This is a genomic window from Pseudomonas sp. MF4836, from assembly GCF_002018875.1.
Classification (GTDB): Bacteria; Pseudomonadota; Gammaproteobacteria; order Pseudomonadales; family Pseudomonadaceae; genus Aquipseudomonas.
Window position 1 is genome coordinate 166,082 of the sequence record NZ_MVOL01000001.1, and the last position, 16,255, is coordinate 182,336.

Annotated in this window: 19 protein-coding genes; 5 read left to right on the forward strand and 14 right to left on the reverse strand. The window is 54.1% G+C overall.

The window, feature by feature from the left end:
• Window positions 1-84: 84 nt before the first annotated feature.
• On the reverse strand, window positions 85-2,589 hold the full coding sequence (locus MF4836_RS00825; RefSeq protein ID WP_153050173.1) for an NB-ARC domain-containing protein: 2,505 nt from the start codon (window positions 2,587-2,589) through the stop codon (window positions 85-87).
• A gap of 578 nt (window positions 2,590-3,167) precedes the next feature.
• On the opposite strand from MF4836_RS00825, the gene MF4836_RS00830 reads away from it, so the two are divergent.
• Window positions 3,168-3,818 carry a hypothetical protein gene (locus MF4836_RS00830; protein WP_078468655.1) on the forward strand — a complete coding sequence of 217 codons (651 nt, stop codon included), beginning with the start codon at window positions 3,168-3,170 and terminating at the stop codon, window positions 3,816-3,818.
• 79 nt (window positions 3,819-3,897) lie between these two features.
• Here MF4836_RS00830 and MF4836_RS00835 read toward each other — a convergent pair whose 3' ends face one another.
• The 8 genes from MF4836_RS00835 to MF4836_RS00875 form a co-directional block, all read right to left on the reverse strand.
• The gene (locus MF4836_RS00835) at window positions 3,898-5,460 is read right to left on the reverse strand and encodes a YecA family protein (protein WP_078468656.1); all 1,563 of its coding nucleotides are present in this window, start codon (window positions 5,458-5,460) and stop codon (window positions 3,898-3,900) included.
• A 760-nt stretch (window positions 5,461-6,220) separates the two neighbouring features.
• Complete coding sequence (locus MF4836_RS00845; RefSeq protein ID WP_078468658.1) at window positions 6,221-6,463, reverse strand: hypothetical protein; 243 nt, start codon at window positions 6,461-6,463, stop codon at window positions 6,221-6,223.
• Window positions 6,464-7,156: 693 nt separating this feature from the next.
• Entirely contained in the window at window positions 7,157-8,206 is a 1,050-nt protein-coding gene (locus MF4836_RS00850) for a tyrosine-type recombinase/integrase (protein WP_078468659.1), read from the reverse strand.
• Window position 8,207: 1 nt separating this feature from the next.
• Entirely contained in the window at window positions 8,208-8,450 is a 243-nt protein-coding gene (locus tag MF4836_RS00855) for a DUF4224 domain-containing protein (RefSeq protein WP_078468660.1), read from the reverse strand.
• 44 nt (window positions 8,451-8,494) lie between these two features.
• Window positions 8,495-8,971 (reverse strand): hypothetical protein, encoded by a 477-nt coding sequence (locus tag MF4836_RS00860; RefSeq protein WP_078468661.1) that lies wholly within the window; start codon window positions 8,969-8,971, stop codon window positions 8,495-8,497.
• Between the two features lie 162 nt (window positions 8,972-9,133).
• Window positions 9,134-9,490: a phage protein NinX family protein gene (locus MF4836_RS00865; RefSeq protein WP_078468662.1), complete on the reverse strand. Its 357-nt coding sequence runs from the start codon at window positions 9,488-9,490 to the stop codon at window positions 9,134-9,136.
• 46 nt (window positions 9,491-9,536) lie between these two features.
• On the reverse strand, window positions 9,537-9,938 hold the full coding sequence (locus MF4836_RS00870) for a hypothetical protein (protein ID WP_078468663.1): 402 nt from the start codon (window positions 9,936-9,938) through the stop codon (window positions 9,537-9,539).
• Complete coding sequence (locus tag MF4836_RS00875; RefSeq protein ID WP_078468664.1) at window positions 9,935-10,264, reverse strand: hypothetical protein; 330 nt, start codon at window positions 10,262-10,264, stop codon at window positions 9,935-9,937. The genes MF4836_RS00870 and MF4836_RS00875 overlap by 4 nt, the downstream gene beginning before the upstream one ends.
• Window positions 10,265-10,417: 153 nt before the next feature.
• On the opposite strand from MF4836_RS00875, the gene MF4836_RS00880 reads away from it, so the two are divergent.
• Complete coding sequence (locus MF4836_RS00880; RefSeq protein WP_078468665.1) at window positions 10,418-10,660, forward strand: hypothetical protein; 243 nt, start codon at window positions 10,418-10,420, stop codon at window positions 10,658-10,660.
• Here MF4836_RS00880 and MF4836_RS00885 read toward each other — a convergent pair.
• Both MF4836_RS00885 and MF4836_RS00890 read right to left on the reverse strand, forming a co-directional pair.
• Window positions 10,657-10,971, reverse strand: a complete 315-nt coding sequence (locus MF4836_RS00885) for a hypothetical protein (RefSeq protein ID WP_078468666.1) — start codon at window positions 10,969-10,971, stop codon at window positions 10,657-10,659. The genes MF4836_RS00880 and MF4836_RS00885 overlap by 4 nt on opposite strands.
• On the reverse strand, window positions 10,964-11,617 hold the full coding sequence (locus tag MF4836_RS00890; RefSeq protein WP_078468667.1) for a hypothetical protein: 654 nt from the start codon (window positions 11,615-11,617) through the stop codon (window positions 10,964-10,966). Before MF4836_RS00890 ends, MF4836_RS00885 begins: the two co-directional genes overlap by 8 nt.
• 70 nt (window positions 11,618-11,687) lie before the next feature.
• On the opposite strand from MF4836_RS00890, the gene MF4836_RS00895 reads away from it, so the two are divergent.
• Window positions 11,688-11,918, forward strand: coding sequence for a hypothetical protein (locus MF4836_RS00895; protein ID WP_078468668.1), 231 nt, complete (start codon window positions 11,688-11,690; stop codon window positions 11,916-11,918).
• Here MF4836_RS00895 and MF4836_RS00900 read toward each other — a convergent pair.
• Window positions 11,915-13,984 carry a DNA cytosine methyltransferase gene (locus MF4836_RS00900; RefSeq protein WP_078468669.1) on the reverse strand — a complete coding sequence of 690 codons (2,070 nt, stop codon included), beginning with the start codon at window positions 13,982-13,984 and terminating at the stop codon, window positions 11,915-11,917. The genes MF4836_RS00895 and MF4836_RS00900 overlap by 4 nt on opposite strands.
• Before the next feature lie 68 nt (window positions 13,985-14,052).
• The gene (locus MF4836_RS00905) at window positions 14,053-14,454 is read right to left on the reverse strand and encodes a hypothetical protein (protein WP_078468670.1); all 402 of its coding nucleotides are present in this window, start codon (window positions 14,452-14,454) and stop codon (window positions 14,053-14,055) included.
• Window positions 14,455-14,570: 116 nt separating this feature from the next.
• Between MF4836_RS00905 and MF4836_RS00910 the strand changes: the two genes are divergently transcribed.
• Together MF4836_RS00910 and MF4836_RS00915 are read left to right on the forward strand one after the other, a co-directional pair.
• On the forward strand, window positions 14,571-14,909 hold the full coding sequence (locus MF4836_RS00910) for a hypothetical protein (RefSeq protein WP_153050174.1): 339 nt from the start codon (window positions 14,571-14,573) through the stop codon (window positions 14,907-14,909).
• Between the two features lie 80 nt (window positions 14,910-14,989).
• Window positions 14,990-15,199, forward strand: coding sequence for a hypothetical protein (locus MF4836_RS00915; RefSeq protein WP_078468672.1), 210 nt, complete (start codon window positions 14,990-14,992; stop codon window positions 15,197-15,199).
• Between the two features lie 18 nt (window positions 15,200-15,217).
• Here MF4836_RS00915 and yejK read toward each other — a convergent pair whose 3' ends face one another.
• Window positions 15,218-16,225 carry a nucleoid-associated protein YejK gene (gene yejK, locus MF4836_RS00920; protein ID WP_078468673.1) on the reverse strand — a complete coding sequence of 336 codons (1,008 nt, stop codon included), beginning with the start codon at window positions 16,223-16,225 and terminating at the stop codon, window positions 15,218-15,220.
• Between the last annotated feature and the right edge of the window lie 30 nt (window positions 16,226-16,255).

Sequence of the window (16,255 nt, forward strand, 5' to 3'; positions counted from 1 at the left end):
CTAGATTTTTTAGGGCTTATTTGTACCAATTGAGACTGCAGCATAAAAAGCGCCCTCCCACAAAAAGGCGCCATGCAAGTTATATTATGCTGGGTCAAACCCACTTAAATTTGTGTTTGGAGCTACTTCCGACAGATGTGTTGGATTGTTACTTCTAAGTATGTGCAACGCATTTTGGGAAAGTGCTAAATATTTATTAAGCTCATTTCTGTTTTTTGTGTAATACCTGTCTGTATATTTTATTTCGCGGTTCGAGCGATTAAAGCAATCTATCGCTTTCTCCAAATAAGGAATTGCTGTTTTATCGCTAATTTTTTTAGCAATTTGATACCTGCCTATGCCCATTCTAAGGAGGCAGAGAGAGTTGGACTTCCCTAAGTTATTCGCTTTTTGAATATAGTTATCAGCAGACTCTACATCACTTTTGTGATAAAGAATAATAGCTAATGTGAGCAAAGCATCCGGGTTTTTTTCGTCAAGGTTCACAGCCTTCCTTGCCATATTGAACGCTTCGTCGAGATCATGGGCTCTATGCAGTAAAAACCATGCAAAACGATCATGGAGTGCCGCATTCATAGAGTCATCCTGTATAGCCATTTCAAACAAGTCACGTGCGTCAGCGATTTTTCCCTTGTCAGTAGCTATCTTAGCGGCTTTTGCATACTGGCCGCGAAATGCCTCTGCGACGCGATCATTCTTATACTCTAATTCTACTTTCTCTCTTTCCTTTGCGTGCTCATCCACTATTTTTGCACAGTTTTGTATAATACCTTTATCGAGACTTGGTAGTTTTGAAAGTTTCTGGAGGAAAAAATTATGCGCTAGATCTACTATTTCTAGCTCGTAGGATTGACCGTAGCTTGTTAGATTTGCAAAATATGTTTCGTCCAAGCTTTGATGAAACTCGTCATGCGGAATGCCTATTTCTTGGCATGCATAACCAACAGAAAACTCATCGACTGGACAGGTTATACTTACAAGAATCAGGTAAACGTGCCGCTGTGACTCACTCATTCGTAACCAAGCATCTTCGTACAAGAACTCTAAAAGCTGATCGTTGGACTTTCTGAAAATACTCGATAACGCATCATCTATACCTACCGAAGCCCTAGCAATATATTTAACTAAGGCATCCATAAGTAGTGGCTTGTGGGAGAGTTGAGAACTAACTCGCCTCAATCGAGCATCCCCTGCTTGCATGATAGGTTTAGCGCAATGCTCCGCACCTAGTCTACGGAGCAGTTGAATCGATTCCTCTTCCGTAAGCGCACTAACTTGAATAGGCGTCACGTTCATTAACTCTCTTCGACGGGACGTTAAAATTATACGTCCTATTTTTCTGGCTACTTCGTCAAAAAAATCAGTAAGTTCTTCTCGGTCTGCGACTGAGGTTGCGAGTGTTTCAGTATTATCAAGAACTAGCAATAAATCATTTCTTGAGTAACCTTGAGTTGCCAGCTCATTTCTTACTTTGTCAATTAACGCTACACCCTCAACGCGATACCATTCTTTTCCTAACACATCCTGTAGGCAGTACATGATTTCTCTAATGCCATCCTCCATTGCATTAGAAATCCCACGAAAGTGAGTTATCCCCTGGTCGGTCCATTTTGTCATTTTTGCAGTGTGATAACTGATTATTTCGGGCATGCCCGCGGTTACTTCAATTACTCCATCGATAAGCTTATTCAAAAACTCCAACACCAAAGTTGTTTTTCCGTATCCACCGTCCCCGAAGATCAAGCAGGACCTCGACTCCTCGGGTTCATTAAGCCACTTTGTAAGCCTCGCGAGCTCTTTTTTTCTCCCCTCAAATGTCGACGTTTGTCTGGTGGGAATATTCTGCAACAAAGAGAACTTCTCACTCTCCTTTATTATTTGGCTGTATTTGAATTTATTTTGCCGCTGAAATCCCTGCTCGGAAAAAACGTTGGCTTCTTGCAAGTCACTTGTGAATTCTGCTGCGTTGTCCCAGCATAATACTTGGCCTTGAACTTTCCACAAACTTTTCTTAAACGTTACCTTTTTTACAACCACTGCTTTATTATTAATTATCAGCGGTGTATTTATTGATAGTGAGCTATAAGCCCCAGACAAAAGCAGCTCATGCCGATCTGGATTGAAAGCTGGAATAGCTTGAGAAAAAACAATTAAACATCTTCTTATAAGCCCTGCCATTTTAGGGCTCCACTCTTTTATATCGTTCTTATCAACAACACCATGCGCAAGAACTTTATTTCGAAACTCAACCCACTTCAAAATGTCCGTTGCTAAATTTGTGCTTTCTCCTTCATATTTTTCAAACCAGCCCTTTAGATATTCATCACTGATCAAGCTGCGGATAATAGGAGCCACTTTATCGAGTATTTCTAAGGGCAAGCCGTCCGAAGGTTGTTGAAATCTGCTTGCTAAATAATCGAGTTCGTTACCTGTATCAGAATTTGGAATAAGTCGCCGTACGATTTCGAGTGAGACTATCGCTGCTGTTTGGAGAATTGATCGAGTAATAGAGTTAAGATAGCTTAATTTATCTGACTCTGAACTCATATTGTAAGTTTTGGCTAGCTCGGCCAAATAAATATCTTTCACAAGATCACTCCATTGATTTTTTAAAAAGCACTTTTAATTAAGGCTGCAGACTGTTTAAGACTTTCATTGAAAATCAAAGCTATCAATTTGACATCGCGGTGTCTACGGGAAATTAGCTGAGGATTGGATCAATCCATTGAAGGGCTTAGCAATATCAGTTTCCGATCCAAGGAGTGGCTCATAGCTGGCCTCATGTGGCGGCTCCCGACTCAACAATACGTCGTATGCATATTTCGCCATGTCGATGTCTCTGCGGTGATTGACCGCCTGGGGTCGGAAGCGGCCCTTCGTGGCCGGCAGTTTCCGATCGATTGCCGCCGTCGGCGTCCGGCGGCTTTCGGCCAGAAGCAAGCGTTCGAATGAGTCTAAATGCTAGGGACGATTCAAACCTCTGCGGAGTTAAAGCACATTGCCCAAATTCCCGCTATTGGCCGATAATAGTTGCTCACAAATGACCTTTACCGGCCAAAAGATAGAAAGTGGCACATTTCTTTAAAAAAATAGCTCATCACACCCCGATAGGAATTACCAAAACCTTTTTTATCCAAAACCAAAACTAAGCTAGAGAGAAGCCAGTCGTGAAAACAAGTCAATATTTCCTTTATTCCGGCATCAGCACATGGATATTTGAAGAGCTTTGTGATGAACTGAAAAACGGTATCGAATGGTCATTGGAAAGAAGAGGGCTGAAGGGAGTTGAAAACTCAGAATTCAGAAATATTATAATCGGCGAAACCACTGCTACCCCCTTGTCTATTAAGTACTCTGCATTCATTTCAACCGAACTTGAATCGCACATTGCCAAAATGAACAATTCCGGCCTTCAAATTGAAAGAGCCCCCATTGATCCATTAGCGGTCTTAAGGAAACTTCAGGTAGAGTTAAAGAAGATAATATCCGATCGCAATAAATTAATTCATAATTCGTGGTCGCCGCAATTGCTAAGCGACGAAAAGCTCGCAGTGAGAGCGTTCAGCAAAAAAATATCTGAAAGAGGCAGTACAATAAAAGTATCAGAATTTAATGAATCCGACTTTATAAAATTCATTAGAAATTGTGAGCTTCTCAAACGCATGATCAGCTACTTAAACCATTGTTTAGACACGCAATCATCGCTGGATCGCTACTTCGAGGCCACTAACGACACAATACTGCCAATCAACAATGTAGAAATGGAAAAGCTATCAATCTTGGTCGAAATGCAGGAACAGATAAATAAGCTCGCCTAGGCGCCCGCCCGCTTCTGGCCGATAGCGGTCGCTCATGAGCGGCAGCTATCGGCCGATAGTGGTTAATTGTCAATGACGCCTAAACAGGAGCTGTGGCCATCATCAACTCTGCCATGCGAACACAGTAGTGCGTTGCAAGATCTTTCTGAGATAGTAAGGATAGTTTGCCAAAGTCGGGAGCGTCTGCCATCCACTCTAGGAGATTTTCCCTCGAAGTGTCACCGGCGGCTGCCCAGAAGAAATCGAAATAATCGAGTGGAGTTTTCAAAGGCTTGCGACCAGCGTTGTGATCGATTACGCCGAAAAATGTAGATGGGTGTTGTTTGTATGCTTCCAACTCGGCCTCTGTTAGGGCAATGGTGCACATGAACCGCGTCCCATTGGTCGCCAAAAAAATACAGCACGCTTGCTGCTGCTCCGGCATGACAACGCCGCTCTCCAAGAGGGCATCGACTTCTAACCCATCTGGTACAGGCAATACGAAGCGAGAGCCGATCTGGAGCTTGCCTGCCGGTGGTTGACTGGCAAAAGCGTCCGCTTCGCCGTCGAACGAAACCGGTATTTTCAAATGTTCAGTCATGGACTTGGCGAGTTCGAATATCGGTGAGTGTCGTCTCCGAATCTCCACCTGTTCTAACAGGGTTTTGTAACCCGGTTGCAGGTCATCCACTCGAAACCCCCATAGCAGAAAGCTGAGCGGAACCTTAACCATGTTCAAGTGATGCTCTTCTGGGGAGTGTATTGCTATCACGTAAGCCGCGGGCAGCGTTCTGCCGATAGGATCTTCAGCATACCGTTTAAGCCGTGCTCTGGTTTCCGCCAAAGGAATTGGGAGCTGTTCGCGTTGATGATGTTCCTGTCGAGGGTCGTTCGTATCGATAAAAACTATCCGAGGATGTTCCGCTTGCTTGTTCAGAGCGTTGTACAACAGCTTATTGATCTTCAGTCTGGCGCCTTCGCGGCGTTTAGCTTCAACGGAGTATTTTATTCCGGTAGCGACATGGGTAGCGACGAACTCTACGTGGGTTGAACTGCGGTCCGTCTCATCCTCTAGTTCGAGGGTGAACCCAGCCCGCAAAAGCAAGGCTGCTACGCGCACTTCATGCCTCGCTCCTGGGAATCCAGCAGAGTTCTTGATTCGTGCAATGAGCAAGGGCTCAACTTGCGTTGAATGCTTCAACGCGTATAGGTCATAGGCGAAGTGCATGTACGATGACAAAGCCCCCGTCGAGGGGAGTATGAATTTATCTTTGAGGGTCTTATTTTCCGTCGCTTGCTCAGAGGCTACGGCAAACCAAGCTAAAACCGGATGCTGATTCTCTATCGGTTTGATTGCTTCACACTGCCACCAGTCATCGCCTAAGACAATTCTTGGATAATCGCGCAAGAAATCGTGAAAGGTCTTCCAGTTTTTTGCTGCATGAAGCTGATCGCCTACGGCAACAAAGCGATGTTCATCGACTTGGGTGGAAACAATTGGTCTACCTAGTCCTTGTTGTTCACGACGCTGGAGCTCGTACGCCTCATGTGCCATACCTAAGGCAGCTTGCAGAACCTTAAGGTGTTCTGGAGAGCCATGGCATCGCTTAAACTTTTTGCCACTATCGCAATGACAAGGGCTGTTTCTGCCAAGTTTTTTCATGAAGTCATTCCTTGATGCGCGTAGGTCGCCGGAGATTACTCAGGAAGTAATCTAACGACAATTGCCTGACGTCGAATGAAGCTAATCATCAAGTCTTATTTTTGTTGTCGGTGAGCCGAAGGTGGTGAGTCTTGGGACTGCCGATATGGCTTGAACGGCTGCTTCTGGCCGAAAGCTGCCAGTCATAAAAGGCTGCTTTCGACCCAATGTTGATACTGCAGAGATGAAATCACGCTCGCTTAAAAGCAACCTTAATCGCCGCACCAGCTTGACCCGCGAGCAAAGCTATCTCAGAGTTGATGACAACCTCGCTCCAAGACAATTTGGTTGCGACGCACACTATTAAATACAGCTCACAGTAGCCCCCCCCCGAGTTCGGTTTTGACCCAAGCAAGGGTGCCCCCTAACGCAGCCATCGTGACTGGGATAGAGATATACCGGCTTCCGTCCGTCACTCGCATGCCGCCACGACGACATTCGAAGTGAACGGCCAGTCGTTCGTAGGTCTCAATGTCAATGCCATGCACGACGACGAAATAGCTTAAGCAATCATCTTGGCTCACTGTAGTGATCATATTTTTACAGCCTACCTCACAGACCAACTTGTCATTGGTGTCATAGCAGATAAATTCCGCTTTTGGCCCACTTCTGCCAGTGTCGACCGGCTGTATTGGGTCGTTTTCTTCCGTCTTGCGACGGGCAGAAGACGACCCAAAGCAGACGTCGAGGGCGAGCTTCTGAGAATGGTCGCTAAGACGATTTACGTGGAAAAGGTAAGCACTCTTACCTCTTGAGTATCCGCTATGAACGCATTGACTTGCTCTAGCGGATGTGGGGAAAGCTCTGGGTATTCATCCGCAAGGTATTCGGTGACCGCATCTTCTTCCCAAGGGCCGAGCGAAGTCATGTAGTCAGGGTACTGATTTTGAATTTCTCTCCATGATTGGTAAGGATGCTTGGAGAGCAACATGACTGTTCGGGTGTAGATAATATGAATCTGCACGAATCTAATTCCGTATGTTGACGTCTGGGACACCGCCAGGCGAGTTTAAAGCCTTTTCAAGACTGTCTTCCTGTCAGCAGCTTCTGGCCGGTTGCTGCCCTTCACGACAGGCAGTAATCGGCCATAAGCGTCCTGTCAGGAGGTGCATCAGCCAAGTTCTTGTCGGGCGTAGCAGTACTATGGCTGGTCGATGGGTGAGGATTGAATCGACTTCCAGTTATGCAGCAAGAGGTCGGTGATATCGCTGGTGATTTGCATCGGCAGCGCCAGTACGTGCTGAGGGGATTGTGTTCGGTCGGCAGGACGCCGGGAGAGGTATGCGCCGTATGCATCATCGGCATAGCGCAGATTTTATCGGAGTAGGTGTTCGGCGTGGAAAATCCCGGTGCGACTGAATAGTTTTAGGACGCGTCCGAAAACTAGCGGCGGGAATGCAGAGAGGGGTGGTTTGAGACGGGTATGCCAGAAACGAAAAAGCCCTGAATAATCAGGGCTTTGTCGTACAAATATGGCGGAGGCGATGGGATTCGAACTCATGGACCTGTTACAGTCGACGGTTTTCAAGACCGCTATTTAAAGCCGGTGAAACCGTGGCTTGTAGCTGTTTTTCGTTACAGTACTTTGGATTTTCCGGTCCTCTGTAGACCGCATTCTACAAGGGGTGGGGTTTGAGTTTTGTAACGGGGTTACTGGCTATTTCGACGGTTTTGCGATGGCGCCGATGCGGCGGTAAACGCGCTCGGTGATGTCGCCTTTGGTGTGACCCAAGAGCAGGCTGGCGTCGGCGACGTCGATGATTTCCGACGCAGCTTTTGGCCGGATGTCGCGGAATTGGAAGCTTCCGATCTTCTCGGCGAGTTGAGTGTCGCCTTTCTCTTCGGCCTCTTTCCTGGCCTTTTCCCGAGCCTTGTCCCACCGATCGCGGAGCATCTTCGCGGTCATGCGCTTACCACGCGCACTTACGATCAGATAGCTGCAAATGTGCTGAGCATTGCGCTCGGCCATTTTCGCGATCAACGACCCCAGGCTGTTAAACTCATCGCCGTCAGTCATCTGGATACGCAGCTTCTTGTGCGTCTTGTTCTGCTGCACGCCCAAGTATTTCCCCTCGACATCATCCTTCCTCATCACCAGGACGTCCGCTGGCCGTTGGCCGGTCAGATACGCCAGGTCCATCGCGTCTTTCAGCTCTTGAGCTGCCTTCTTGTAAACAGCGTCCCAAACCACATCATTCGCGTAATAGTCCCGCGGTGTTTCCTTATTTTTGCGCACGCCCTGGCAGGGATTTTCTTTGGTCGTCAGCCCCCACTCCCGAGCGATATTGAAGACGTGGGATAGGGTGGCAATCTCGCGGTTCGCCCGCACCTTGGCTGTCCGCGCATCACGGTATCCGGCAATCGTGGCCGGGGTTATCGAGTCAATCGGCGCGCTGTCGAACATCGGCCTGAGCTGCTTGATCTCCGCCAGGTTGTCCTTCTGAGTGCGCGCCGCTTTCTTCGAGACGATATCGCGGATATACCGATCGAAGATGCCCTTCATGGTGCGTAGGTCCAGCGGCTTTTCCTTCGCTTCGAGCTCCGCCCATTTGATCCTAGCCAAGTCCAGGTCTTTACCCAGGGGAATCGCCTTACCAGTCAGGTCCAGGTAGTAATAGGCAATCCAATCCTTTCCGCTTTTCCGTGGCCGCGTCCATTGATACATCCGGGGCGGCAAATTGCGTGTTTCGGCCTTACGGGGTCGCATATCAGTTCACTCGCGAGAAGTCAGGCGTCCATGCCGGCGCCGCCGGCGGTGGGTTGGTATCCATGATGGTCGGGGAGAGCATGCCCAGCTTCATGCGGGCGTACATCCGGCCAACAAGTGGTCGCTTTCCGCGGCTTTCGATGAATACCCATTGGCGATCAACCAGCCAGCGGCGTTGGTAGGCCCGGGCCTTGTAGCCAGTGAGCTCTGCCAACTCCTCGTCGGAGAGGATTTCAGTTTCCATGGTGATGCTCCGCGCCGCGCTGGGCGGCAGAAGGTGGTGATGGGTTAAACCGTTTGCTTGGCGAGTAGCTCTGCTGATGTCGCGATGGCGAGGCCGACCTTGGATGGCGGCAAATCCCGCCCGGCCAGCGCGTCCATCAGGCAGCCAGATACGAGGTCCAGCGCTGAGACAAGCTCTGCTGTGTTGGCTGAAGACTCCCGACCCATGTCCCAGAACCGCTGTGCCCAATGACCTTCGGGCGGTGGGCATCTGTCCTGGGCGCCGAATGCCAGTGTCCCGACAATCGCGTCACAGAGGTCGCGCTTGTAGGCGTTGTCGCCGTCGATGCTCAGGCCGTTTTGGCGCAGCGCGTCCAGGGCGTTGTTCAAGTTCGATTCGGGCGATGGCAGCACCAGGTCAAAGTCTTTCTTGCCGGGACGGCAGGCCACCAGCAGCAGCTCGCAATCAAGCGGCAGGTGCTGCGCCATATCCGATATCGCTTCGATAGCGGCTTCGCGGAATGCATTCTTTTCTTCGGACATAGGAATTCCTCACCCGCCGGCCGGCAGGCTGTTCAGATTGTTGAGTGGGTTGTTTCAGATGGTGCTGATGGCCGCCGGCGTTGCGCCGTGGGATGGTTGCGTGGCTCGCCCGGCCTATGTCCTGGCCACCTCGCTGACTGCTCGATGGGTTGGGCGGGCTTCTCAGATCAGTTCTGCAGGCACGCTGACTACATCGCCCAGCTTTGCAGCAACGATGGCGCGGCAGGCTGCGATAAGCGGGGTTGGGCCGATGCCGTTGCATTCCTCAACGATGGCCACCCATGTTTCGGTGCCGGTCATTTTCAGAGACAGGAGGTGCTTCTCGATCAGGTGGCCGCACTGGCTCCAGTATTCAGATGGCGCGTATTTAAAATCGATCCCACCATGCGTCTTTCCGGTGAGCACACATTGCTGAAACATGCGGGCCCAGTAGGGCGTGTCGCTCGCACCGCCAGCCACGGCCCAATCCAGCGCCGGCCCGATCAGTTCAGCGGTCTTCACTTCGATCATTTGCGTCATGGCCTTGGCCCCGTGTAGATCAGGTAGAGCATGTAGGCGAGGGCGATCATGGGGTCAGCTCCTTGATATGGCTGTCGATCCATTTCCGCATCCGCTGCCAGCGCTGCTCTGGGGTTTCGTTCCAGCCACACTCGTCGTTCTCGAACACGACTTCGGCCGCCATGGCTGGTGCTATCCCGAAGGCTTCCGACACTGTCTCTCGGCAATGCGCATCGATGGTTCCCATGTCGATGCCGCGCTTCGCCCCTAGAACCCCGAGCGTGCAGAACTGGCCGTCGGCTTCAAGGGTGTCTGCCACCAAGCGCTTATCAGGCATGGCGTCCAGCGCATCGCGCAACTCGACTAAGAAAGCCTGACCGCGCTTGCCCCTGAGCGCCGAATTCACAGCGCCCCGCCAGCAGATCAGATCCCACCCACCGCAATCATCGCTGTATCCGCTACGGCTCATGGCGTCACCTCCCGGCGCGCCCACCAGCAGACCGGGCCATCGTCGGTGTCATGGATAGCCAGGCAGAACCAGCCTTCGCCGTCCGGACGGTCCGGTTCCCAGTAACTGCAGTCCGGGTCTCCCGCTTCGAAATAGCGATCAGAGACCGCGGGGTCGCTGTGGTATTCAAGTGACACCATCTTCACCTGCAAGCCCTGTGCAGCGATCCAGGCCTTGCACTTATCACCGTCGCCCTCGTCGAAGTCGGGCATATCGGGGTGAGCGAACATTCCGTATTCATCGCGCACGACCGGGGCTGGCTGGATCAATTTGATTTCTTCAGGCATGACTTCGTCCTTGGCCGCAATAGCGGCTAACTTGAAAGGGAGGGATGGCTTTATGCCTCGATAGAGAGTCCACCCGATTGGGTGTAAAAGTATGGTTTAACTTGGTTCTTAATGGTTCAACATGGTTCAACTTGGTTCAATTAAGGAGGGCGTGTGTCACACATTCGGGATGTGCCAATCGAACATGAATACCGCGGGCAGAAGGTGTTTCTGAAGTTCGAATGGGAGCGGCCAAACGATGTGGCACCGGTCTTATTCCGGGTGATTGAGTCGAGCGAGATTCCCGGCTTTGGGAATGTGGCGGCGGAGATCGCCGGCCCCTGGCAGGACTACCAGGCCGCCCTGGCAGATGCGATGGCAGCGGCCGAACGTTGGATCGACTGGCAACTGACTTAAGCGGGATGCTCGCCATGGGGCTGGGCGGCGTAGAGCGGCGTATCGCAGTACTCCGAGCGCAGTGCGCTACCCGCGATATTCCTCGGCAGGTTGTGCATCATCGGATTGTTCGGCTGCACCTCTCGCGGCGAACGACTGCACAGCAGTAGCTGCTCACCATTGGCCCACGCCACCGGCTCGCCCTGGTGCTGGACGGCTGGCTTGGCGAGAAGGGCGCGCAGCTCTTTCCACGCGCCCCAGAATTCAGGCCCAGCAATCGAGACGTGAGCATCCCTCAGACGCTCCAGCAGTTTGCGCAGTTCGTTATTCATGGCTCGCGCCCTCGGCGGTCTGCTGCTCCTGGCGCAGGGCTTGTTGCACTGCCTCGACAACCCGGCGCAGGTATTTGTATTCGTGGTTTTCCTCGACAGCCTTCCCATCGAGCGGGTAGTGCCATTCGTCCCCGAACAGTTCGGTCAGCAGCGCGCTGTGATGCCAGCACTCGCTCGATCTCTCGACACTGCGCAGAATATCGATGTCGTCCCAGAGCTGGCGGGCTTCGCTTTTGCTCAGCTCGCCCAGTTCCCAGTCATGGCGGCCTGTCTGCTGCCGGCGGCGCTGCACGATGCACTTCTGGGCCAGGGTGTGCAGAGCTTTGCCGCTGAACACCGTAGGGCTGATACCGCGATCCAGGCAATTCAGGATGTAGTCCCAGCCGCCACGCGCCACAAACTCGGCGACGGTGCGAGGGCCCATGCCGCCCCAGTAGGCGTTCCAGCTATTGTCCCAGCAGTTGATGGTGATCTTGCCCTGGGCGGTCTGGTAGTTCGGATCGGATTCAGTCGGGCAGTCGCGCCGGCCGAAGTCCTCGAGGAAGACGGTGATAGGGTCCAGCCGCGGAGCGCCGGTGATCACCAGCTTCGTGACTGTCGAGCGTTCCACCTGCAGCAGCGCGGTCGGTTTGTTTTCTGTAGGCATGGTGAGTCCTTGCCGGGCCAGGCCCAGGCGGTGGGTGCTACGATGGCGCCTCACTCAAACGAGCAAGCCCATGACAAAGCACGATATTTATGATGAGCACGAAGGCTTTCAGCTCTGGAACTACATGGAGTGCGAGAAGGACGAGGAGGGCCGGGAGACCTGGCGGATCAACGTCGAAGTGAAGCGGGGCGGCGAAGTGGTGGTGCCGGTTGTTGCGGGTGACCGAACCTATGTTGACCGTGGCCTGGCGCAGGTGGCCGGCCGAGAGCTGGGTGCCAAGCTGGTAGCCGGCAGGGCTTAAGCCGCCTCCGACACCCGTTCAGTAACGCGCCACGGGTCATTGGCCCGCGCCAGTGCCGCCATCGGCGGTGGGCTGACGCTGTTGCCGCACATGTGCACCTGTTGGGTCTTGGTGAACGGCTTGCCGTCGGCGCCGTGGCTGATGATGTAGTCGGCCGGGAAGCCCTGGGCCTTGTACAGCTCAGCCGGTTTCAGCATCCGCAGGCAGATGTCGACGATCACATACGGCGTCCCTTGGAGCATTACGGTGACCATGGCCAAGCGATCCTTGGTGGTGATGGTCGGTGCTGGTGAGTCGCAGGCGCTGATGTTCTCGGTGCCGTAGTAGCTGATCAGGAATGCGGCGACACGCAGGGCGCCCGCCTCATGCTCTGGCGAGAGTGTCAGCGATACCAGCGAGCTCTTGCCGCCGCCACCGGCCGTGATGGTAGGCGCCGGTTCTTCCAGGCCCTGGCCAACACTGGCGCCGAACGCCCGCTCCATGAATGCGCTGGCCAGCCCGTGGTGCTGGCCGCCGGCGCTGATGGTGTGCAGCGGGTCGTTTACGTCCCGTGCGTCACAGTTACCGCGCAAGTGCACCAGGTTCGCTGCCACCAGTTGCTGCTGGCTGCCGGTGTTAGTCACCGTGGTCATTGGGTCTTCGATGCTCTTGGCGGCCGTGGTGTTGAATCCGCCATTCATCTGGGCCATGAACACCGTGGATATGCCCATGGCTTGAGCGGCCCCGGCCGGGCGCTGATAGTTACCGCCGCTGGTGATGGTCGGCAGTGGCTCATCCAGCGCCTTGCCCGCGTCGTTGAATCGGAACTTCACCAGGTGCGCTGATGCGATCGAGTGCCCGCCGCTTGCTGTGACGGTGCCCAACGGGGCAGTAGAGGATTTGCAACCGTCTCCCCAGCGCTGAACGCCTCCCGGCTTCCCTTCGCCGTGGGCAGCGGTAACCATCACGGGACTGATCAGCGTCAGTTCCCCACGGTTCGCGCAGGTCACCGTAGGCAGAGGGTCGAGCGGGTCATTGATCCGGTCGCTGCCCTGGTGGGTTGCCGGGGCAATGATGGGGCTCACCACCGAGAAGGCGCCCCCCTTTGGGTAGGAGGTGATGGTGCGCAGCGGTTCACCGGCCGACTGAACTGTCTCCCCTGACCAGTTGGCGATCGGCACAATGAACGGCGCCGGGCTGTCGATGACGAACTTCTTCATGCCCTTGGCAACGCGGCGCAGGGTGGCCGGGGCCAGGTCCTTCTTGCGACCGAAGATGCTTTTGCCCAGGTCGGTGAAGTCGATGCAGTCGGCGGCGGTTTTCCACTTCTGCTGTCCCTTGGCCGGCGACTTTGCGTGGGTGGGGGCCGGCCACACGATCGGCTGGCCATCGCACCGCGCGATCATGAACAGCCTTTCCCGGCTCGTCGGTGCGCCGAAGTCGCACGCTTTGATCACCTTCCACTCAACGACGTAGCCCATGCCCTCCAGCAGGGCCACGAAGCGGCGCCAAGTCCGGCCGCGCTGCTTCGGGTCGGGGATCAGGAACTGCTGGCCCACTGGTACAACCTCACCAGGTGCAGCAATCTCGCCGCCGAGCTTCACCAGGCGGCCGGTGGCCTTGTCACGCTTGGCGATCAGGCGCCCCCACTGCAGGATCTGCTTTACATTCTCCAGGCTGATCACCCGCGGCCGCTTCATGCCTGCCCACTTCAGGCCGATCCACGACAGGTTGCGGATCTCGCGCTTGCGCGGCTGGCCGCCGGCTGCCTGGCTGTGGTGGGTGCAGTCCGGCGACATATGGAACCAGCCCACGGCCTTGCCGCCGCATTCGGTGTCCGGGTCACCATCGAACACGTCGGTGGTGAAGTGCTTGGCGCCTGGGTGATTTACGGTGTGCATGCTGATCGCTTGCGGGCTGTGGTTCTTCGCCACGTTCACCGTGCGGCCCAGGCCCATCTCCAGGCCGGTCCCGGCACCGCCGCCACCGCAGAAGAAGTCGACAACGATCTCATCGTCCTGAGGGTTGAAGCCGAGTCCGTATTGGGTTTTGAAGTCGAAGGGGTGTTTCTTCTGTTGTGCGGACATAGAGGATCCTCGCCGGCTGGCGTGATTCGTTGATAAGGGGTATTACGGGTGACCGGCTTGGAGCCGGATCAGGCGCGCCTGACTTTGAAATGCAGCATCGCCTTGATGCTGTGGCAGTAATCCTGAAGCCGCTCATAGGCCTTGTATCTGGCCTGGCTGCGAGTGGCGGCCCAGACCCTGACCAGATCTTCGCGGGCTTCCCGACTCCAGTCGAGGTCGTCCCAGTCGTGCTTGAACGGCAGGACCAACCACTCTTTGAGCGGAAGCGTTTCGGCCATCTCGCCGTACTGAATTTCGTGGGTCGGGTGGTAGTTGCCGATGCGCTTCTTCGGGTCTTCATCCAGCACCACGCCGATGTAGTGGCCACGATCGGCCAGGATGATGCCGGGCTTCCCGTAGGCTATGACGCGGCGGCCGACTTCAGCGGGCACCTGATAGTGCTGCCGGACGTATGCGCAGTTGTGGCTCATGGATTATCTCCAGTCAGGCGCCGCCCTCCGTTACTGGATGCGACTGTGTGAAATTTGGTGAAGTGGCGGAGTGATGGCTCTATGATTCGCCATCACTCACGCATGGAGCGCAATAGATGCGGCGTTTGCTGGTTTCAACGATTGCATTGTTCATGGCTGGCTGCTCTGGTCCAGGTGTTGTGCCAATGGGGCGCGACACTTACATGATCGCGAAGGAAGGTAGCTTTACCACCTTTAGTGGCGGGTCCGTAAAGGCGGAGCTGTATCGGGAGGCGAACGCTTTTTGCGAGGGCAAGGGCAAGCAGCTGATGCCGCTCAAAGATTCGTCCATAGACAAAGGTTACGGCCGCCATGCGAGTGCCGAGGTGCAGTTTCGTTGTCTTGACGCCAACGATCCAGAGTTGCGTCGTCCGACAATGGAATCCGAGCCCAACATGAAGATTAAATTTGAGTAAAAGACCTCCGTATCCGGTGGCGTGGTTGGTTAGGTTGGGGTATTACGGGTGACCGGCATGGAGCCGGATAGGGAGAAGCGATGTTTCCAAATACATGCTGTGAAAACTCAATTAACTCCTATGAAGCCAACGATAATCTCGGGCTTTTTGAAATCATCGGTGGGCGTGATGCCGTTGATGAAGAGTTGCTAGTTAAGTGCAAGGATTGCCATGACGAATGGAGCAGGCGGTACCAGAAGGGTGGCACGCTGATCTGGATGAAAACGAAACAAGTTTCTCAGCCTGCTTAACTGGCCCGCCAAATTGACTCAAGCGCCGGCGCGCTTGAGTTGCTCGGTGAGTTGAGTGGGTAGCCCGCGCAGCGTCAGCGTGCCACCGGCTTCGTCAAACTCGATCTTGCCACCCAGCAGATGCGCCTCGAAGCTGATCGACAGGCCTTCGGCCCGGCCGGTGAAACGCCGGAATTTGTTCAGCGTTTTCTTATCCGGCGGCAGGGTCTCGGAAAGCCCGTAGTCCTTCGCTTTGATGAAGTCGTAGAAGTTTTTCGGCCGGTCTTCGTCGATAAGGCCGGACAGCTCTTCAAGTGCGATCGGCTCACCCATCTTGGCCTGGGCCATGGAGTAGTTGACCAGGGTGCTGGCCTTCTCACGGGCCGCCTCCTCGACAATGTCCTCGCTATCCACGAAGTCGCTGAACGCCTTGAGCAGTGTCCGGGTTTCGCCTGGGCCGTCGATTCCTTCCTGGCAGCCAATGAAATCGCGGAAGTAGTCGTTGAGCTTCCGGCCCTGCTTGCCCTTCAGGAACGAGATGTACTGCTTCGATTGTGGGTTGTTCTTCCACTCGCTGATGTTGATGCGCGCCGCCAGACGGATGCGGTCCAGGTCCAGGCGCTTTACTGCCTTCAGGTGCAGGTCTTCCGTCATGGCTATCGCTTCGGTTTCCTGTACCAGTGCGATGGTCAGGTAATCGGTCAGGCCTTGCTGGTAGTGACAGAAGAGTGCGTGCCCGCCTGTGGTCAGGTTCGACTCTTCCATTAGCTTTGTCAGATGACTAGCGGCGATGACGCTGAAGTTGAAGAAGTCGAAGCCGCCGGCCAGGTACTTGCCGAGCCAGCCGCTGAGTGGGAAGGCCCCCGATTCAGCATGGAATAACCCCCAGCCCTTACCGGCGGTGGCGTTGTAGCTTTCGTTGAGTTGCTGCATCAGGTCATCACGGGCCGAGCTATCGACCTGCTCAGCGGCAGCCAGGTGCAGAGCGGCTGGGGTGCCATCGGGCTTCTTGTCGATCTTGTGGATTACGCTGTGGAGGATGGGCATTGCGATTACCTCAGGTAGGCGCCGCCCTCC